The sequence below is a fragment of the Halegenticoccus soli genome, assembly GCF_002844195.1.
Taxonomy (GTDB): Archaea; Halobacteriota; Halobacteria; order Halobacteriales; family Haloferacaceae; genus Halegenticoccus; species Halegenticoccus soli.
Map to the genome: position 1 here is coordinate 284,550 of NZ_PEND01000003.1, position 16,904 is coordinate 301,453.

A 16,904-nucleotide genomic window follows, 5' to 3' on the forward strand; every position below is an offset into this window, starting at 1 on the left:
CACCGTCGCGAACGACATAGTATGCACCACACACCGCCGGTGCAACGGGTGAACGTGCGGACGATAAGCGCTTGCTCTGTTCTTTCATAGGTGGTAGCGGCGCCGGCGGGTGTATCGCCTTCTCATCGAGCAGCGACGCCGCGTTCACCGAGACAAATGCAGACCACCGAATACGAACTCCGCGATCGAATCAACCAGCTCGCAACCTACCGTGGCGAGGGTACCGAACTCATCACCGTCGCCGTCCCGCCAGGCAAATCACTCCATACGGTCCGTGAGCGCATCAACCGCGAATATGCACAGGCTGCGAACATCAAATCTGACCAGACACGAACCCACGTCCAGGACGCTCTCGGACGCATTCGACGCCTCCTCCAAGCGTACGAAGAGACGCCACCAAGCGGCCTCGTCATCTACGCTGGTGTCATCGACGGCGAGCTGCAGGATGCCGTCTTCGACGATCTTAGCGTCCCCGTCGACGTCTCGCTGTACCGCTGTGCAGCCGAATTCGAGACAGCCCCCGTCGAGCAGGCGCTCACCCCGTCAGAGGTGTACGGTCTGGTCGTCCTCGAACGGGGCCGTGCCGCCCTCGGTCGCCTCGCCGGCGAACGCATCGTTTCCAGCCGGACCTTTGAGAGCCAGGTGATGGGAAAATCCCGTGCTGGCGGTCAGAGTGCGCAGCGATTCGAACGTGAGCGCGACCGCCAGAAACACGAGTTCTTCGAGCAGGTCGCCGACGCTGTCGAACAGACATTCCTCGATGAGCCCACTGTCGATGGCGTCCTCCTCGGCGGGACGACGATCACCGTCGACGAGTTCCAGCAGGGTGGCTATCTCCACCACGAGTTGCGGAACCGCATACTAGGCGTCTATCCGATTGAGTACGCGACCAAGCAGGGGCTCTCACAGCTCGTCGAGCGCGCCGAGGACGTACTGTCTGATGCTGAGCGCCGACGGGAGCGGGAGGCTCTCGATCGGTTCTTCACGGCGCTCGGACAGGATGGAGACGTCGCCTACGGAGCTGCGGAAACGCGAACCGCCCTCGACTACGGAGCGGTCGACGTCCTCCTCGTTTCCGACGCCCGACCATCGGCGGAGATTCGTGAGCTAGAGGTAGCGACGACCGACCACGGAGGTGAGTGTCTCGTCGTGTCGACTGACACAGACCGAGGTGCGCAGTTCGATACCGCATTCGGAGGTCTTGGAGCGCTTCTTCGGTTTCCGATCAACTAATCCGAGTAGTGTTAGACGTCATGTCTGTCGCAGCGTTCCCTAGGAAGAGTGTCTATGGACAGTCACCGGTCGCGCAGTCGATCTCGAGCGACCGTAAATCGGACGGGATCCGTGTCGCCAGCAGCAGCCATCTCGTTTGCCGACTGGAGCTGTGAATTGATGAGCCGGTTCTGCTGCCGTGACCACTCACGATCGTCGTGCGTCCGAACGTATTCGGCCCATCGCTTGATCATCGCACGCCGTTGTTCCGTATTCCGGCGTTGATCGTCCTCAAACTCTTTTGAGTTCAGCATAGTAGTTCTCAACTCCGAGTTCTTTGACGTACGCTTCGAGCTGCTCCGTGTTAAATCGTTCCTCGAACGTTAAATAGAGGCGGAGGGCATCTTCGAAATCTTTCCCGCTGAGGCTGTCTGCAGCTTGTGCGAGTCGGAGTTTGTATGCGATTTGGAGTTCGAGCGGGCTGATCTCGATCTGTCGCTCGTCGAAGTCGACGGTGAGGGGGTTCGAGAGTGCTTCTCGCTCAACGTCATTCGAGACAAACCATGTTTCGAAGTTCGGATACATCTCTTCGCCGTTGATCGAACCGCTATTTGACGAGGTGTGGGTCTAGGTCACAGGTCCAATACGTCGCGGGTCCACCGGGGCTACAGCGAGCGCAGAGCTGCAATGGACCTTCGAGATGGCCGAGTTCGACACGAAACCGCGTGAGCGCGGCGAGTGTGTCCACAACGAGTCCACAGCCATCGCAGGCGTGTGGTCCCGTTTGTCGGGATCGGGATGCTCTTGGACGGCGCAGTCGACGCAGATCTGGTGGGTGACTCGGTCGTCTTTCCCCCACGTATGCGCTACTCCTGTCGCGGACCCGGGCACTGTTTCACAGAAAGCACAGCCGGACAGCGTCTGCTGCATCATTCGTCTGCCTCGTAAGCGTCGCGGGCAGCCGACCAGCCACGATGGAAGACAGCTAATTGCCGAATCGAAGGCGTGACCACTTGGTTCGTGGACTAGCACTCGTTGTTCGGCAACCGCCGTCACGAGACCGTCGTCGACGAGGTCACTGACGAGCTGTCGCGCCGTCGTCTCGTCGACGTCCGCCGTTGACACTCGGGCCGCATCCCGGTCCTGTGCGAGGAGTTCGGTTTCGAGTCGCTCGTGATTGGCTGCCGTATCATCGAATGCGTCTGGACTAGTCATGAAAACTCACGCTCTGGCACGCCCGCAGGCGCGCCTCGCGCCTTTCGGCGTCGACAAACTCGCCCCTGGCTAGATCGTAGTGACACGAAGGCAGCACCCCAATCGTCAAATCCAGAGACACCGATACCCTATGTAATGGAGAATTCGCGGACCCCGATCAACTCCAGTGAGGAAGCCGCGCTCGATCATCTCGAGCAGTACGTCGACAGAGCGAGGACTGACAAGACGCTCACTTGCGAGGACGCCGTCGCCTATCTCATGGACCAGGGTATCGAACGTGCCGACGCGCGAGCGCACATTGAGCAGTTGCTCCTGAAGGGCTACCTCTACGAAGTCGATGACGAACTCCGGCTACCATCACGACCCTGAAGGAGAGACCTTCTTCACGAGAGATCTTCTATACGCTTTTCCTTGCTCATCACACCGTGTGTGATCCGAGAAATCGCCGGCTTCACTCTCAACTCGTTTCTTTCTCGTCTCCTACTCTGTACTCACAGAAGGCTCTTCCAGTGTCACCACTCAAGCTAGGGCAACCCGAGGCCGAATGTGACATCCCCGAGAGACGGAATGGCTCTCGCCGTGGCGGCTATCACGTCCCTCCTATGGGCTTCCGATCACAACGCCGTGATCTGCTCCCTCGTCCGTCTCCGCCGTCTCCGACTGAGAATCGAGTCGATGGAGCCGTTCGAGCGGGTGTACGAAATCGTCGAACAAACCCACGAGGGGCAGTCGGCAGCCGAGATCTCCGACCGGGCCCTCGTGAGCGAGCCGACGGCACGTCGACACTGCAAGACGCTCGTGAACACGGGCTTCGCCGAGACGGAACAGGATGGCCAAACAACGCTGTACAAGCGAAACAGCGACCGGGTTTTGATGTCCCGGATCCGCGAGCTTCGTGAGGAAGTCAATCGGACGGAGTTGCTCGAGGGCATCAAGGACATGAAGATCGAGATCCGGCGCTATGAGGACCGCTACGATGTGGTATCACCGGAGGAACTCGCCCAGCAACTCGACGCCGACGAGACGGAGGGCTGGGACGACCTCACCGGGTGGCGAACGACGCGACAGAACCTCGCGGTCGCCCAAACTGCACTCGCTTACGACGAGGCCAGCCACCAGCTCGCTGTATGAGCGACGACGACCGTGCCGGCGAGTTTGGGCCGATCTATCTCCCGGCGCTCCAGCGGATTCGTGACCTCTGGCTCGAACTTGAGCCGTTAGTCGGCGCAACGTCGTACGATGACGTCGTCGCACCCACGGAACTGCAGATCAGCCTCACTGACGGGCTCGACGACGCCGACGCTGCGCGACTCGATATCCAATGGAGTGAACTGGGGATGTATTCGTTTCACTACGTCGATAGCGAAGACGTCAACTGGCGATTCGATCGGCACCCGAATACACACTCCCCCGCCCGACGCCGCCACATCGGCAGCCGAACCGTCCTGCATTGACGTAACCGAGGTGTCACTCGTCACTCGTGCAGTCCATGCGATGTGGCGAGCAACGTACGAGAACGACGACGTCGACCAGCTGAATAGCGCATCAAACCCGCCGTAAGGAGGCATTAGCGCATGGCGCGGTCAGCCATGTCGGTCATCTGTTCGCGAGCGGCTTCGACGTCGGAGTAGAGTGCCAACGCGTGCTTGATAAGTCGACGATTCTCCAGGTTCTCCTGCCAACGGACGATGACGTCGTGGCGCTCCCGGAGCTCGTCACTTGCAAGGTCGCCGTCGGCGAGCGACTGTTCGAGATCCTCCCACGTCTCGACGTCGTAGGTCGCCTGCCACTCCTCGATCTCCTCGGTGATCGCGGCCAATTCGTTCCGAAGCTCCTCGCGCGTGCTCTCCTCGATGAGCGTGCGGATTTCCTCGAAGAGCAGTCGCGTGTAGTCCGGCTGATAGCGCGTCGTCTCGCCGGCCTCGACGCGGCGCAGCTGCCCCTGCTCGACGAGAGCCTGGAGTTCCTCGTTGGTTGTGCTCCAGGCGGCGTCGGCCTGCTCGCTGATCCAGTTGACTGAACGAGGTTCGCGAAGCGTCTCGGCGACCGCCCGAATACGTTCGCGGGCGCTCATCGACTCGGTCCACGACTGGACGCCATCTCGCGAGGACTCGGACATACTGGGTACCTCTATCAACAGCGTTCTCGCTCTACTCTCATATATGTTTGTGTCTTCGCGTATAATCAAGAAGTAGTCGCGAGTACGGTCACCCTGACGTTGAAATACCATTCCGGCAGAACCTACGAGCCAATCGATGTACAACCGATATTCTGACTTTGAGGAACTGCGGCCGACCGGCGAGGCGTCCCACATTCCGGACACGAAGCTGGACGACGGGTGTGAGGGTGACCCCCGGCGACAACGCGTCGCGACGACCACGGGTGGCTCCCCCGACGCGCCGACGGCCACCGACGGTGAGTGCCGGTCCTGTGGCGCGTCGATCCCGGCTAGCCAGACGAAATGCCGGTTCTGTCTCACCGACCACCTCGGTGACAAAGCCGCCAGTACGGGCGGGATGATGGACGCGACACTTCGCGGCATCGTCCATCTGGTCGTCGAGTCGACCACGTTCTACGGTGCCCTCGCGAAGGGCAGTGCCGCCGCGAGCCTCCTCATCTCAAACGAGACGGAGCCAGCTGTCGACGACTACACACGGCTCTACAATCTCGGCGAGACCCTGCGCCCCAGCTGGCAGACCGATGGCCTTCACTCCCCGCCGCGGTACAAGTTGCGTCAGCAGAGGGAAAGCAGCTCCTCGCAGCCGCCCGCGATCGAACGGGGTGGAGCGGGCATGGAGACTCGGAGTACCAGCAAGAAGCCCCGACGTACCTCTACGACGAACGTGGGAACGGCATCCGCGACAAGTCGCGCCTCAGGACGGTTCTCGACGACGCCGGCGATGACGCATGGTTAGTCCCAGCGGTGGCTCTCACCGAGACAGCAGGCGAGCGAGACTCGGACAGCCAGCGTCCGTCGGTACCGACGACTACGCACCTCGACTGTCAGAACTGCGGGAGAGCAACCGACCATCAGTTCAAGACTCACGAATCGATCGCTGATGAGACGTGGACGGGGCAACCGATCTGGGAGTGCCAGGTATGCGGTACAGCTCGCTACGGACCAGCTCCCGAGTAGTGGAGAATCGAGCGCCGGTTAACCAACAAGGATGAGTGTAGCCGAGTTTCGTTGGTTAATGCGGTGATCTCGCTCGAATCCAGCGACAGCCAGGCGATGTCTATCCACCCGGCGAGCGGTGAGGCGCTTCCAATGGATCAACAGTTCGAGCAGGGCTACCGGATGTATCGCGTGCTCAGTAGTCTCAATCGGCTAGATGTCGACCGGTTGGACGACGCGGATCAAGAACGAGTCAAGACAGCGAGGGACCTCCTTGAGGAGGTGAGTCTTCTCACCCGGCCGGCCGGCGGAGACGGGGCGGACTCCCAAGCGGATTTCTAATCGCGTATCCGTCTACGCTCAAGTGAGGTACTCCAGAGACGGTTTATCGCCCCCGAGAGGGGTGCGGGGGCCAGCCCCCTGAGTTCGTACTCATAGCGAGACTGCAAGCTTCGACGACGTCGACCGGCGCGATCGGCGTTGGGGTGCTTTCAGGGATGTGGCTCCTGGTCCAGCTGGCGAACCTCTCGATGGTCGTTCCCGACCTCGTCCGGCGGTCGGCCGCGCTGTTCTTCCTCATCACACTTGGAATGCTCATGTTCAGTGTCGCCGGCCTCGTCGGTCTCGTCGGTGTACTCTGGCGGTGGGCAGGTACGCTCGCGGTTCGCACGTTGCAGGCCGTCGTGGCTGTGATGGTCGGCGGCACGGCTCTCAGCGTAATGGCTAGCCTAGTATAACGAGTGTGTCATAGACCCATCCCCAAGGAATTGACTTCGCCCTGTCCTTCAGCGAATCAGCTGTTAGATAGAGCGTGCAACATTACCACACTGTTCCTGATAGTTGGATAAACTGTTATGATTTGATACCCCGAATTAGTACAAGTATGACCTTCAATACTGGCGGCGTTCGACAGGTATTCGTCGGGAAAGAGGTCGGTATCGTCCTCGGAATGCTCCTTGCGGGGTCGTTACTCATTCAGGGAAATTTCCTTCCCGCGTATCTTGCAGTGCTTCTCGCATCGGGACTGCGGAACGTCTATCTTCATCAAGGAGAGAAACCCGCCGTTTACGGCGGGCGTGAATCCGACATGGTAGTATCTAGCCGCCGGCGACCGCCGACTGGATATTCTACGTCTACGTTCACTTTCACTCCGCATAGGTCGATGTTAAGTATATTCAATGACATAGGCTATGTATGGCGAAACGGGTCGTCACTCGGACCTACACCGCTGGTATTTGCAACCAGCGACAGGTTCGCGACGACCTCGATTCGCTCGGATTCGCCGCCAGCAAACTCTGGAACGTCGCCCGATGGACGGTCGGGCGTGTTTGGGACGCATGCGGCCAGATTCCCGATGATGGCGTTCTGAAGTCGTACCTCAAGAGCCACGAACGCTACGCTGATCTTAATGCACAATCAAGTCAGAAAGTTCTCGAAGAGCTTTCTGAAGCGTTCAACGGCTGGTATGGCCACCGCCGAAACGGGAACCAGAATGCGAATCCACCCGGCTACCGCAAACACGGCGACGACCATCCGCGTTCGACCGTCACGTTCAAAGAAGACGGCTTCAAGCACGACGCGAAATACAACCGCGTCCGCCTCTCGAAAGGCCGCAACCTCAAAGAACACTGGTCAGACTTCATTCTCTGCAAGTACGACGCCGGCCCGAACGTCACCGTCGAGAACGTTCAACAGGTCCGAGCGGTATACGAACACGGCGAGTGGCGGTTGCACTTCGTCTGCCGCGTCGAGATCGACGGAGCCGAGCCGCCGGGCGACGGTGTGGCGGGCATCGACCTCGGGATCTGCAACCTCGCCACCGTCTCCTACGGCGATGAAGCCGTGGTGTATCCCGGTGGGGCGCTCAAAGAAGACGAGTACTACTTCGCCAAGAAGCGCGCCGAGACGGGCGATTCTGCCTCGCGTGAGGCAAAGCGTCTCGACCGTAAGCGAACAGGTCGTCTGACACACTTCTTGCACGCACTGTCGAAAGATATCATTTCAGAGTGCGTCGACCGTGACATCGGAACGATTGTCGTCGGTGACCTCGGCGGCATCCGCGAGGACGAGAACGGCGACGCCCGCAACTGGGGTTCGCACGGCAATCTCGATTTGCACGGATGGGCGTTCGACCGCTTCACACAGATGCTCTCGTACAAGGCCGAAGCCGAGAGTATCGACGTGGTCACGACATCCGAGCGCAACACTTCGAAGACGTGTTCGGCGTGCGGGCGGTCGGATAAGCGTCAGCGCGTCCACCGAGGTTTGTACGTGTGCGAGTGCGGGTTCGTCGGGAACGCCGACTGTAATGGTGCAGAGAACATCAGACAAAAAGTACTCCCGAATCCTCCACCAGAGGATAGGGATAACGGCTGGTTGGCACAGCCAGCGGTCCGCCTGTTCGACCGGAGCGAGGGTCGGTTCGCCCCGCGAGAACAGGCCACTCAAACGGACTGCGAACCATAATATCCCAACCGCGATCGGGAACCCCCGGCGTTTACGTCGGGGAGGATGTCATCACTTCTGCCGTTTTGAAGGGGGACGAGGCGAATTGTCTGACACGCTCTAGTATAACACGAGACGTTTCGGTCTCCTCGCTGCGGTCGGTCGAAATGAGCAAAGTATCATGCATCGAGCGTCGGGGGGAGCGTTCGAGGCGAGATAGAAAAACGCTGGTCCCCGAGAGGGCGGTGTCGCGTCGGCGCGAGGAGACGGCCCCCGGAGTTCGACCTCACTCAACGTCGAATTCGGCGGTTTGAGATGTTTAACCATATAGTTAAATATTAGTTCTGCGTTTGTTTAACCGGATGGTTGAACGAACACCGGACGACCTCGATCTCGACGCGGTCTTCCAGGCGCTGGCACACCCGATCCGTCGGGCCATCCTCGAACAGGTGGCCGACGAGCCCGAGAGCGTCAGCGAACTGGCCGAGCCGCACGACGTCTCGCTCGCCGCGATCTCGAAGCACCTCCACGTGCTGGCGGACGCAGGCCTGATCGACATCGAGAAGGACGGTCGCGTTCGCCGCTGCCACCTGAACGCCGCGCCGCTTTCGGCCGCGTTCGGCTGGCTCACCCGATACCGCGTCTTCTGGGAGGACCGGTTCGACGCGCTGGCCATCCACCTAAAGGAAGACGAAACATGACCGACAACACCAACACTGAATCACAGCGAAACCTGATCGTCTCCGAGTTCCTGACCCTCGATGGGGTCATGGAGGCGCCGGAAAAGTGGTCCTTCCAGTTCTTCAGCGAAGAGCAACAGACCTACAAGCACGACGAACTGTTCGCGTCCGGCGCGCTCCTGCTGGGACGCGAAACCTACGAGACGTTCGCGGCAGCCTGGCCCGACCGAGAGGACGAGTCGGGCTTCGCCGACCGGATGAACAGCCTCCCGAAGTACGTCGTCTCGACGAGTCTCGAGGAGGCCGAGTGGAACAACTCCACGATCATCGACGGTGACGTCACCGAGGCGGTCGCCACGCTGAAGCAGGAGGACGGACAGGACATCCTCGTCAATGGGAGTGGCGAACTCGTGGACACGCTCGTTGAGCACGGACTCGTCGACGAGTACCGCCTCATGGTTCACCCGGTGGTCCAGGGCAGCGGCACGCGCCTCTTTGCGGGCGTGAACGGACCGACGACGATGCGCCTCGTCGACACGGAGACGTTCAGCTCGGGCGTCGTCGTGCTCACTTACGAGCCGGCTGCGGAGGATCATCTCGGTGAGGAGGCCTGAACGATGCGGAAGCTAGTCGCAACGGAGTCCGTCTCGCTAGACGGCGTGATAGAATCTCCCGAGGAGTGGGCTCCAGCCTACTCGACCCAAGAACTAGACGAGGCGAACGCCGCGGGGATGTCGTCGTCGGATGCGTTACTGTTGGGACGAGTCACCTACGAGGAACTCGTCGCCTTCTGGCCAACGCAACCCGACGACAATCCGATCGCGGAGTTCATCAACAACGTGCCCAAGTATGTCGTCTCAACGTCACTAGAGGACGTCGAATGGAACAACTCGACGCTCATCGCCGGAAACGTCGCAGAAGAGATAGCCGAACTGAAACAACGAGAAGGTGAAGGAATCGGGATCGTCGGCAGCCGCACGCTCGTCCGGTCGCTGCTGGACTATGGCCTCCTCGACGAGTTCGTACTCAATGTCCATCCCCTGGTACTCGGGAGTGGGAAGCGTCTCTTCGAGGAAGGCGGCGAACGGACTGCCCTGAAATTGATCGAGTCGAAGACGTTCAGCTCGGGCGTCGTCTCGCTAACATACGAACCGTCCAAGGTGGAGGACGACGAATGAGCGACGAAAACCGTCTGACCGTCCGGCGGACCTTCGACGCGCCTCGAGAGCGCGTGTGGCGGGCGTTCACGGATCCCAACGAACTCGCCCAGTGGTTCGTACCCAAGAGCATGGAGGCGGAGGTCCACGCCCTCGACCCTGTGCCCGGCGGCGAGATGTCCGTGAGCTGGACGTCAGAAGAGCACCAGATGGACAACGAAGGCACGTTCGAGGAGGTCGTCGAGCACGAGCGCATCGTCACCGTCGAGGAGACCCCGCAGGGCGTGAACCGCCTCACCTACGAGTTCCACGACACGGACGACGGGACGGAGGTCGTCCTGACCCACGAACTCCCGGACGCCCAGATGGTCGACGGAGCCGCCGAGGGATGGGGCGCCATCCTCGACAACCTGGAAGAGGCGGTCGGAGGAGCATGAGCGAAATGGACTTCGACCCGAGCGATTACGATGTTACCATCGTCCGAACGTTCGATGCCCCCCGTGAGCGCGTCTGGGAGGCATGGACGGATCCCGCCCAGGTAGCGCAGTGGTGGGGACCGGAGGGCTTCACGGTTCCACGCTGCGAGCTCGACGTTCGCCCCGGCGGCACCTTCCACATCGACATGGAAGCCCCCGATGGGACCGTCTTCCCGAGTCGCGGGGTATTCGACGAGGTCATCGAACCCGAGCAACTCGTCCTCGTCGCCGGTGCGGTCGAGGACGACGACGGGAGCTACATGATGGAAGTGCGCCAGACGGTCACGTTCGAGGAGCGCGACGGCCGGACCACGCTCACGCTCGAAGCGACGGTCATGGAGGCGTCGCCCGACGCTGCCGAACAGCTCAAGGGGATGGAGGAAGGGTGGAGCCAGACCCTCGACAAACTCGAGGCGTTCGTGGGGGCGCGATGATACCCACCACCGGCACGCAACATCGACCGGGCGCCAGCGTCGCCACGGACACAGCTGTGTCGCTCGACGGCACCGTCGCCGGTCCGAACGACAGCCGAGAGATCCGATCGGCGAGCGACTGGAAACGGAATGAGACAACGACCGGAGACACGACCATGTCAACAAGTACGCGTCAAACGGAATCGGGAACGCACACGCCATCGAGTACATCGTCGGTGAACCACGAGGGATGACATCATGCAGAAGATCACCCCGTCCCTGTGGTTCGACAGCAACGCGGAAGACGCGGTAAACCGCTATACCAGCATATTCGACAACTCGTCTGTCGGCGCCATCAGTCGGTACGACGAGGCGTCGGCAACGGCCTCCGGCCAACCGGAGGGGAGCGTCCTGACCGTAGAATTCGAACTGGAAGGCCAGTCGTACGTCGCGCTAAACGGCGGCCCGGCGTTCTCGTTCACGCCCGCGATCTCGTTCATCGTCAACTGCCTCACGAAAGACGAGGTAGACGACCTCTGGGCACAGCTGTCCGACGGCGGGACGGAGCTGATGCCGCTCGATTCGTATCCGTTCAGCGAGCGGTACGGCTGGATCGAGGACGAGTACGGTGTGTCCTGGCAGCTGATCTACGCCGGAGACATCCCCGAGCGGAAGATCGTTCCGTCGTTGCTGTTCGTCGGCGAGCGGTGCGGTCAGGCCGAGGAAGCGATTGGCTTCTACACGTCGATCTTCAGCGACACGGCCATCGGTGACATCGCCCGCTACGGTCGGAATCAACCCCCGGACGAGGAAGGGACGGTCATGTTTGCCGACTTCACACTCGAGGGGCAGCACTTCGCGGCGATGGACAGCGCACAGGAACACGACTTCGATTTCACCGAGGCGATCTCCTTCGTCGTCGACTGTGCGGACCAGGAGGAGGTCGACTACTACTGGGATAAACTGACCGCCGACGGCGGGGAAGAAGGACAGTGCGGCTGGCTCAAAGACAAGTACGGCGTGTCGTGGCAAATTGTCCCCACCGTGTTACCGGAACTCACGCAGGGTGAGGACGTCGAGGGAGCGCGACGGGCGACGGAAGCGATGCTCCAGATGCAGAAGATCGATATCGGGGCCCTGGAAGGTGCGTATGCCAAGTGATACCGGAGAGATGTTCATCCCCACCGAAGAGCTCGACGCTCCGGCACGACGAGCACTCGAAGGAGTCGGATACACGACTCTGGGACCGCTCGCAGAAGTGGGTGAGGCAGCGGTCGGGGGCCTGCACGCCGTTGGACCGAGCGCGCTCAAGGCGCTCCGAACGGCGCTCACAACGAACGGTCCATCGTTCGAGGAAGACGGTGAACCGCCATGACAGAGAACGAACTCCACCATCCGAACATGGTGCCGCGCGAGGAGTGGCACGAGGATGAAGAGGAGCGTGACGGTCACCACGCCGGTGTAGTATGAAAAAACAGATCCTGTTCGTCCACAGTGCCGGCGCTCAAGGGCCACACGATGGAAGCGGTGATTTGGTGGCGTATCTACGGAACAGCCTGGAAGCCGGGTACGACGTGTTGTATCCGAAGATGCCGGGCCTCGAAGATCCCGAGTACCAGACGTGGAAAACCGGGTTCGCTCGTGAGTTCTCTTCGGTAGAGGACGAAGTAATTCTCGTCGGTCATTCTCTCGGCGGGTCGGTTCTCTTGAAATACCTTTCCGAGGAGACGGTCGACCAACCGATTACTGGGCTGTTCCTCGTCGCAACCCCGTTCTGGGGGGGCGATGAGGACTGGCACGGTGAGTTCGTTCTGCGGGAGGACTTTGCATCGAAGCTCCCACGAATCCCGCAGATTTCGTTTTACTATAGCGGGGACGACGAGGTCGTCCCACCCGAACACGGTGCGCTGTATAGAGAAGCACTTCCACAGGCGACGATTCGTCAACTCGACGGCTACGGGCACGTGTTCCAGGACGGCCTTCCCGAGCTTACCGAGGATATCGTGAATCTACGACCACAGGAGTGAGTATGACAGTAGTTACTGCCGAAGTGAGCAGGTGGCTAGACGGGTTCACAGCCTGGTCGAAGACCGATTCCGAGTATCGCCAGTTATCCTGATGGACGGTCCCCCCAGTGGGAGGGATGTTAATAATACCAGACAACGATACAAAATCGGTCGACGAACGGCAACCCCTGTGGCACAACTCGACGTCAACCGGCTGGATAGACTCGGTCGCGATCCTGATGACCCAGGTTCTCGGCTTTCCCTCGGGGACTACTAGAGACGTCTGACGTCCTTCTACCGAGCGATTGACGAGTGATAGTAGCAGGTGCTGTCCGTCATGTGCCAGCGTACCACGTGTCGGTAACTCCTTCTCGCTGGCCTCAACCCGTGTTCATAGGTGAGCAACGAGATACCGGGCATCGGCACCAACACCGACGAGCGTGGCCGAGAGGAGCGACCGCTGGAAGGGCAGACCGAGGAAGTACAGGCCCGGTTCATCCTCCACGACGCCTCGGTCGTGGATGGGGGAGCCGTCCGCATCACGGCGCAGCCCTGGGACCTCGATCCAGCTAAAGTCCGGGCGGAAACCAGTCGCCCAGATTACGGTGTCCACGTCGAGGCGTCGCCCATCGTCGAGACGCGGAGCGCCGTCTACCACCCCCTCAACTCGGGGGACCCGCTCGACGCCTGCCTGTTCGAGGTCATCGGGTGTGAGACGAATCAACGGATCGCCCCCCTCCTGCCCACGCGCTTTTAGCTTTCGACCGAGCCACGTGTCAACAGTCAGGAGGTCGCTGAACAGCCACCGGAAGAGACGCCCGTCGAACCAGAACAACCAGCGAGGGAGATCATCGGCATCCCATTTCGGGAGATGTCCGGTGTCCGGCCCAGAGAGCCACACACGTCGGTCAGCAGCGAGTTCGATGGCGATCTCGGTCCCCGAGTTGCCAGCCCCGACGACGAGCACGTCTCCCTCCGGCAGCTGGTCGGGATTCTGATACTCGCTTGAGTGGAGCTGGACAATCGACGGGGGGAGTTCCGATGCGAACGCGGGGACGTGTGGGTGGTGATATGGCCCGGTCGCCACCACGACGTGGTCCGCCGTGATACGCTCCGCACCGACATCGAGCACGTAGCGATCACCGTTCCGGGTGAGCGACTCGACTGTCGTGTCGAGCCGTACTGGCAAATCGAACTCGTCAGCATACGCCTCCAAGTAGTCGGCCACTTCGTTTTTTGTCGGGAAGTAGGCGTTCGCAGCGGGAACCGGCAGTCCCGGCAGGTTGCTGAGCCCGGCCGGGATGAACAGCCGTAGTGAGTCCCAGCGGTCGCGCCAGGCCTCACCCACACGGCTCCCAGCGTCTAGAATCACGAACGAGCGGTCGTGCTGTGCGAGGTAGTAGCCCATGGTCAATCCGGCCTGCCCCCCACCGATCACGACCGTTTCGACGTGTTGCGAGGGTGTCGTCGTCATCGGTGTCCCCGTACGCTCGGCGTGGTCCCGCTATCTGTCGCGCGGCGAAGCAACACGACGGCGAATCCCCCGAGTACGAGATCGAACACGACGAGCACGCCGATGGCTGGCCCGATCGTCGTCCACACCCACCCATCCAGCATGAGCGCTCGGATCGCGTTCACCCCGTAGGTCACGGGGTTGAACGCGCTGATGGTCTGGATCCACGCTGGAAGGAGCGACCTCGGTACAAACGACGAGCTCAGAAACACCAACGGCAGCGTGATAAAGTTGCTAATGAGAGCGGTCGCGTCCGAGCGGCGCGTCACGAGTCCAACGATGTTCGAGAACGCGACGAAGACGAAACTGAACAACTCGGCGATCAAGACGATCGCAACGATACCGCCGAGTCCTGTGACGACGTGCGCTCCAAGTGCCAGTGCGAGTGCGAGCAGAAGGAGGACCTCCACCGCGAGCCGGAGCGCCTCGGAACAGATCTTCCCCACGAACATCGCGCTCCGGTTCATCGGTGAGACGAGTTGTTTGTTGAATATTCCCATGTCCATGTCGTCAACGAGGCCCATTCCGGACGTGGCGGCGGCGAACATCGCCATGACGATGATGACCGCTGGAGAGAAAAACGCCAGATAGCTGTCGGCAGGGAAGCCCGGGAGCAGCGTCAACGATTTGAACACCTGGGTGTAGCCGACGAGCCAGATGATCGGCATGACTACCGAAACCGTGAGCGTGAACGGATTCCTGACCGCTTTCAGATTCCACCGTTCGAAATTCGTCCAGATATCCCGCAGGACAACGCTCTTTGAAGCGGGAGAGCGGTGGAAGTGCTCACCTGCGTCAGCTCTCCTCATGTGTTCACCTCCTCGTTGACGTGCTCGGTACTCGATAAGGTTGCCTTCTCTTGATGGGTTTCGTCGAACGTCTCCCCAGTGAGCGTCAGGAAAACGTCGTCGAGGGTTGGTGACCGTATATTGAACTGTGTCACACTGAGGTCCCGCTCTTCGAGTGCCACGAGTACCTTCGTTCCGATCTGTCGTGTCCGAGGTGACGAGATGACGAGGCCGTCCTGCGTGAGCCCAACGTGGGCATCCTCGCCCAGATGATCGGATTCTAGGACTGCCCTCCGTGCCCGCGCAACGTCCGTCGGAGTCGTGGTTTGGAGTGTGATCTCCAACGTGTCGCCCCCGACCTGCTGTTTCAGTTCTGCTGGAGAACCACGCGCAATGAGCTCCCCATCTGCGATCACCGCGAGCCGATTACAGAGGTGGTCGGCCTCTTCGAGATACTGAGTCGTGAGAAAGACGGTGGTCCCCTGGGCGTTGATCTCCCGGAGATGCTCCCACAACCGTAATCGGGCTGCTGGGTCGAGACCGTTTGTGGGCTCGTCGAGGAACACGAGCGGCGGGCGATGGACGAGACTCGTTGCGATGTCGAGGCGCTTTCGCATCCCTCCGGAGAACGTGTCCGCCCGTGCGTCGGCAACGTCCTCCAGACCGACCAACTGGAGGAGGTCGGCTATTCGGTCCGCTCGTTCTACCTGCGGAACGCGGTACATCTTACAGGCGTACTGGAGGTTCTCCCTGGCGGTGAGTTCGGGATCGACGCTGGTGTCCTGCGCAGTGTACCCAACACTGTTGCGCACGGCAACGGGCTGCTCCACGGCGTCGACGCCGTTGACGGTTACGTGACCGGTCGTTGGCTTCAGGAGCGTGACGAGCGTCTTGATCAGTGTGGTTTTCCCTGCCCCGTTCGGGCCGAGGAGTCCGAAAAACTCGCCCTTCCGAATATCGAGGGACACGCCCCGAACAGCGGTCGTCCCGTTATAGTAAGTGAACCAAAGATCAGTCAGCGAAATCGCCCGTCTGGAGGCGGTCGCTGCCCTGTTATCAACGTGATTCGTCGTTGTCAGCGGTTTTGTCATCTCGTCTGTCGGTACGACGGCCGAGTAGAAGCTATCAGCACCCCTTATTCTGGGATTCTTTAACATCGTTATGTCCTCGTCCTGTCGGTGCCACACCCTTTCAGGCCATTCCCCATCTCCGGATCGACCTGCTCCTGGGTGACCACGATTTCGGTCCCCTCGCTGACATCCCGGAACTCGACGGTGATCTGGCTCTCCACGACATCATACCGTCCATCGACTTCTCGGAGGGTGTAAGCGAGGCGTTCGCCCTTTACGACCTCCAGGAACTCGCCCTCGGAGTCGAAGCGATCATTACCAGAGAAATAACTCACTGGGAACGAACCCGCGGATTCGGCGTCGAGTGTGTGGGCCTCGATAGATAGATCCCCAATCGATTGCCACGCCTCCAACTCGTCGAGGTCGACGAAGACGCGAAACACGCGTTCGCGTGGCGAATCGAACGTTCGCCGGATGGTCAGACTCGTTTCGCTGGTTTCGACCATCGTTTCAGGCCCCCACAATGTCAGCGAGGTTCTCGAGCGAGCCAGTCGGATTGGCTTCGGCGGCGGCAGGGATCGCATCGGTGATCTTGCTTGGTGGACGGCGAGTTCGATGCCGTCGACGACCATCTGAAAGGTGACTGTGGCGGTCATCTGGCCGCTCAATGTCGTTCGTCGATGTCAGCTGTTCTGTCATCTCGGCTGTCGGTATGACAGCCGCGAGGAAGGCATCAGTACCCCTTATTCTGGAACCGTATTTATGGCGTATTCGAGAAGTGCGCTTGCAGCGTCAATCACGGAACGACTTTACA

General features: G+C 60.5%; 20 protein-coding genes and 4 pseudogenes. 16 read left to right on the forward strand and 8 right to left on the reverse strand.

Translation table 11 applies throughout. From position 1 onward, the window contains the following. Positions 1 to 156 precede the first annotated feature (156 nt). Positions 157 to 1,233: a peptide chain release factor aRF-1 gene (gene prf1, locus CNO20_RS09815; protein ID WP_101295967.1), complete on the forward strand. Its 1,077-nt coding sequence runs from the start codon at positions 157 to 159 to the stop codon at positions 1,231 to 1,233. Positions 1,234 to 1,503: 270 nt separating this feature from the next. On the opposite strand, the gene CNO20_RS09820 is transcribed toward prf1, so the two are convergent. The 3 genes and pseudogenes from CNO20_RS09820 to CNO20_RS23755 all read right to left on the reverse strand — a co-directional run bounded on the left by CNO20_RS09820 (position 1,504) and on the right by CNO20_RS23755 (position 2,427). Beyond that, positions 1,504 to 1,797, reverse strand: coding sequence for a hypothetical protein (locus CNO20_RS09820; RefSeq protein ID WP_233204072.1), 294 nt, complete (start codon positions 1,795 to 1,797; stop codon positions 1,504 to 1,506). Positions 1,798 to 1,819: 22 nt separating this feature from the next. Continuing rightward, a pseudogene (locus CNO20_RS23750) lies at positions 1,820 to 2,142 on the reverse strand (DUF7558 family protein). Beyond that, positions 2,142 to 2,427: pseudogene (locus CNO20_RS23755) on the reverse strand (hypothetical protein). Before CNO20_RS23755 ends, CNO20_RS23750 begins: the two co-directional pseudogenes overlap by 1 nt. Positions 2,428 to 2,562: 135 nt before the next feature. On the opposite strand from CNO20_RS23755, the gene CNO20_RS09835 reads away from it, so the two are divergent. The 3 genes and pseudogenes from CNO20_RS09835 (at position 2,563) to CNO20_RS09845 (ending at position 3,987) form a co-directional block, all read left to right on the forward strand. Beyond that, positions 2,563 to 2,796: a hypothetical protein gene (locus tag CNO20_RS09835; RefSeq protein WP_101295968.1), complete on the forward strand. Its 234-nt coding sequence runs from the start codon at positions 2,563 to 2,565 to the stop codon at positions 2,794 to 2,796. A gap of 306 nt (positions 2,797 to 3,102) precedes the next feature. Then, positions 3,103 to 3,558, forward strand: a complete 456-nt coding sequence (locus CNO20_RS09840; protein WP_332889003.1) for a winged helix-turn-helix domain-containing protein — start codon at positions 3,103 to 3,105, stop codon at positions 3,556 to 3,558. Further along, positions 3,555 to 3,987: pseudogene (locus CNO20_RS09845) on the forward strand (hypothetical protein). The gene CNO20_RS09840 and the pseudogene CNO20_RS09845 overlap by 4 nt, the downstream one beginning before the upstream one ends. 7 nt (positions 3,988 to 3,994) lie before the next feature. Here CNO20_RS09845 and CNO20_RS09850 read toward each other — a convergent pair. After that, the gene (locus tag CNO20_RS09850; RefSeq protein ID WP_101295969.1) at positions 3,995 to 4,546 is read right to left on the reverse strand and encodes a DUF7342 family protein; all 552 of its coding nucleotides are present in this window, start codon (positions 4,544 to 4,546) and stop codon (positions 3,995 to 3,997) included. 136 nt (positions 4,547 to 4,682) lie between these two features. Between CNO20_RS09850 and CNO20_RS09855 the strand changes: the two are divergent. The 12 genes and pseudogenes from CNO20_RS09855 to CNO20_RS09910 all read left to right on the forward strand — a co-directional run bounded on the left by CNO20_RS09855 (position 4,683) and on the right by CNO20_RS09910 (position 12,740). After that, positions 4,683 to 5,563: pseudogene (locus CNO20_RS09855) on the forward strand (biosurfactant protein 1). Between the two features lie 132 nt (positions 5,564 to 5,695). Beyond that, positions 5,696 to 5,884 (forward strand): DUF8012 family protein, encoded by a 189-nt coding sequence (locus tag CNO20_RS09860; RefSeq protein ID WP_101296193.1) that lies wholly within the window; start codon positions 5,696 to 5,698, stop codon positions 5,882 to 5,884. Positions 5,885 to 6,039: 155 nt separating this feature from the next. Then, positions 6,040 to 6,279, forward strand: coding sequence for a hypothetical protein (locus CNO20_RS09865; RefSeq protein ID WP_101295970.1), 240 nt, complete (start codon positions 6,040 to 6,042; stop codon positions 6,277 to 6,279). A gap of 457 nt (positions 6,280 to 6,736) precedes the next feature. Next, positions 6,737 to 8,008 carry an RNA-guided endonuclease InsQ/TnpB family protein gene (locus CNO20_RS09870; RefSeq protein WP_101295971.1) on the forward strand — a complete coding sequence of 424 codons (1,272 nt, stop codon included), beginning with the start codon at positions 6,737 to 6,739 and terminating at the stop codon, positions 8,006 to 8,008. 341 nt (positions 8,009 to 8,349) lie between these two features. Then, positions 8,350 to 8,688 carry an ArsR/SmtB family transcription factor gene (locus CNO20_RS09875; protein ID WP_101295972.1) on the forward strand — a complete coding sequence of 113 codons (339 nt, stop codon included), beginning with the start codon at positions 8,350 to 8,352 and terminating at the stop codon, positions 8,686 to 8,688. Further along, positions 8,685 to 9,281, forward strand: coding sequence for a dihydrofolate reductase family protein (locus CNO20_RS09880; protein WP_101295973.1), 597 nt, complete (start codon positions 8,685 to 8,687; stop codon positions 9,279 to 9,281). Before CNO20_RS09875 ends, CNO20_RS09880 begins: the two co-directional genes overlap by 4 nt. Before the next feature lie 3 nt (positions 9,282 to 9,284). Then, on the forward strand, positions 9,285 to 9,845 hold the full coding sequence (locus CNO20_RS09885; protein ID WP_101295974.1) for a dihydrofolate reductase family protein: 561 nt from the start codon (positions 9,285 to 9,287) through the stop codon (positions 9,843 to 9,845). Beyond that, positions 9,842 to 10,261, forward strand: coding sequence for an SRPBCC family protein (locus CNO20_RS09890; RefSeq protein WP_101295975.1), 420 nt, complete (start codon positions 9,842 to 9,844; stop codon positions 10,259 to 10,261). Before CNO20_RS09885 ends, CNO20_RS09890 begins: the two co-directional genes overlap by 4 nt. Beyond that, positions 10,258 to 10,734: an SRPBCC family protein gene (locus CNO20_RS09895; protein ID WP_101295976.1), complete on the forward strand. Its 477-nt coding sequence runs from the start codon at positions 10,258 to 10,260 to the stop codon at positions 10,732 to 10,734. Before CNO20_RS09890 ends, CNO20_RS09895 begins: the two co-directional genes overlap by 4 nt. 237 nt (positions 10,735 to 10,971) lie before the next feature. Next, positions 10,972 to 11,874, forward strand: coding sequence for a VOC family protein (locus CNO20_RS09900; protein ID WP_101295977.1), 903 nt, complete (start codon positions 10,972 to 10,974; stop codon positions 11,872 to 11,874). Continuing rightward, positions 11,864 to 12,088, forward strand: coding sequence for a helix-hairpin-helix domain-containing protein (locus CNO20_RS09905; RefSeq protein WP_101295978.1), 225 nt, complete (start codon positions 11,864 to 11,866; stop codon positions 12,086 to 12,088). The genes CNO20_RS09900 and CNO20_RS09905 overlap by 11 nt, the downstream gene beginning before the upstream one ends. 91 nt (positions 12,089 to 12,179) lie before the next feature. After that, on the forward strand, positions 12,180 to 12,740 hold the full coding sequence (locus CNO20_RS09910; protein ID WP_101295979.1) for an alpha/beta fold hydrolase: 561 nt from the start codon (positions 12,180 to 12,182) through the stop codon (positions 12,738 to 12,740). Positions 12,741 to 13,110: 370 nt separating this feature from the next. Here the strand turns inward: CNO20_RS09910 and CNO20_RS09915 are convergent, their stop codons facing one another. The 4 genes from CNO20_RS09915 to CNO20_RS09930 are packed head-to-tail and all read right to left on the reverse strand — an operon-like array spanning position 13,111 to position 16,746. Next, a complete protein-coding gene (locus CNO20_RS09915; protein ID WP_101295980.1) occupies positions 13,111 to 14,193 on the reverse strand; it encodes a flavin-containing monooxygenase in 1,083 nt (360 codons plus the stop codon). Further along, complete coding sequence (locus tag CNO20_RS09920) at positions 14,190 to 15,041, reverse strand: ABC transporter permease (RefSeq protein ID WP_101295981.1); 852 nt, start codon at positions 15,039 to 15,041, stop codon at positions 14,190 to 14,192. The genes CNO20_RS09915 and CNO20_RS09920 overlap by 4 nt, the downstream gene beginning before the upstream one ends. Beyond that, on the reverse strand, positions 15,038 to 16,177 hold the full coding sequence (locus tag CNO20_RS09925; RefSeq protein ID WP_199174790.1) for an ABC transporter ATP-binding protein: 1,140 nt from the start codon (positions 16,175 to 16,177) through the stop codon (positions 15,038 to 15,040). Before CNO20_RS09925 ends, CNO20_RS09920 begins: the two co-directional genes overlap by 4 nt. A gap of 2 nt (positions 16,178 to 16,179) precedes the next feature. Continuing rightward, on the reverse strand, positions 16,180 to 16,746 hold the full coding sequence (locus CNO20_RS09930; RefSeq protein ID WP_101295982.1) for an SRPBCC family protein: 567 nt from the start codon (positions 16,744 to 16,746) through the stop codon (positions 16,180 to 16,182). Positions 16,747 to 16,904 lie beyond the last annotated feature (158 nt).

Coding starts and splice junctions, on each gene's coding strand:
- CNO20_RS09895 (WP_101295976.1), top strand. CDS start 10,258: ATGAGCGAAATGGACTTCGACCCGAGCGATTACGATGTTACCATCGTC.
- CNO20_RS09920 (WP_101295981.1), bottom strand. CDS start 15,041: ATGAGGAGAGCTGACGCAGGTGAGCACTTCCACCGCTCTCCCGCTTCA.
- CNO20_RS09865 (WP_101295970.1), top strand. CDS start 6,040: ATGTGGCTCCTGGTCCAGCTGGCGAACCTCTCGATGGTCGTTCCCGAC.
- prf1 (WP_101295967.1), top strand. CDS start 157: ATGCAGACCACCGAATACGAACTCCGCGATCGAATCAACCAGCTCGCA.
- CNO20_RS09835 (WP_101295968.1), top strand. CDS start 2,563: ATGGAGAATTCGCGGACCCCGATCAACTCCAGTGAGGAAGCCGCGCTC.
- CNO20_RS09875 (WP_101295972.1), top strand. CDS start 8,350: ATGGTTGAACGAACACCGGACGACCTCGATCTCGACGCGGTCTTCCAG.
- CNO20_RS09930 (WP_101295982.1), bottom strand. CDS start 16,746: ATGACCGCCACAGTCACCTTTCAGATGGTCGTCGACGGCATCGAACTC.
- CNO20_RS09905 (WP_101295978.1), top strand. CDS start 11,864: ATGCCAAGTGATACCGGAGAGATGTTCATCCCCACCGAAGAGCTCGAC.
- CNO20_RS09915 (WP_101295980.1), bottom strand. CDS start 14,193: ATGACGACGACACCCTCGCAACACGTCGAAACGGTCGTGATCGGTGGG.
- CNO20_RS09925 (WP_199174790.1), bottom strand. CDS start 16,177: ATGTTAAAGAATCCCAGAATAAGGGGTGCTGATAGCTTCTACTCGGCC.
- CNO20_RS09885 (WP_101295974.1), top strand. CDS start 9,285: ATGCGGAAGCTAGTCGCAACGGAGTCCGTCTCGCTAGACGGCGTGATA.
- CNO20_RS09850 (WP_101295969.1), bottom strand. CDS start 4,546: ATGTCCGAGTCCTCGCGAGATGGCGTCCAGTCGTGGACCGAGTCGATG.
- CNO20_RS09900 (WP_101295977.1), top strand. CDS start 10,972: ATGCAGAAGATCACCCCGTCCCTGTGGTTCGACAGCAACGCGGAAGAC.
- CNO20_RS09860 (WP_101296193.1), top strand. CDS start 5,696: ATGGATCAACAGTTCGAGCAGGGCTACCGGATGTATCGCGTGCTCAGT.
- CNO20_RS09890 (WP_101295975.1), top strand. CDS start 9,842: ATGAGCGACGAAAACCGTCTGACCGTCCGGCGGACCTTCGACGCGCCT.
- CNO20_RS09870 (WP_101295971.1), top strand. CDS start 6,737: ATGGCGAAACGGGTCGTCACTCGGACCTACACCGCTGGTATTTGCAAC.
- CNO20_RS09840 (WP_332889003.1), top strand. CDS start 3,103: ATGGAGCCGTTCGAGCGGGTGTACGAAATCGTCGAACAAACCCACGAG.
- CNO20_RS09880 (WP_101295973.1), top strand. CDS start 8,685: ATGACCGACAACACCAACACTGAATCACAGCGAAACCTGATCGTCTCC.
- CNO20_RS09910 (WP_101295979.1), top strand. CDS start 12,180: ATGAAAAAACAGATCCTGTTCGTCCACAGTGCCGGCGCTCAAGGGCCA.
- CNO20_RS09820 (WP_233204072.1), bottom strand. CDS start 1,797: ATGTATCCGAACTTCGAAACATGGTTTGTCTCGAATGACGTTGAGCGA.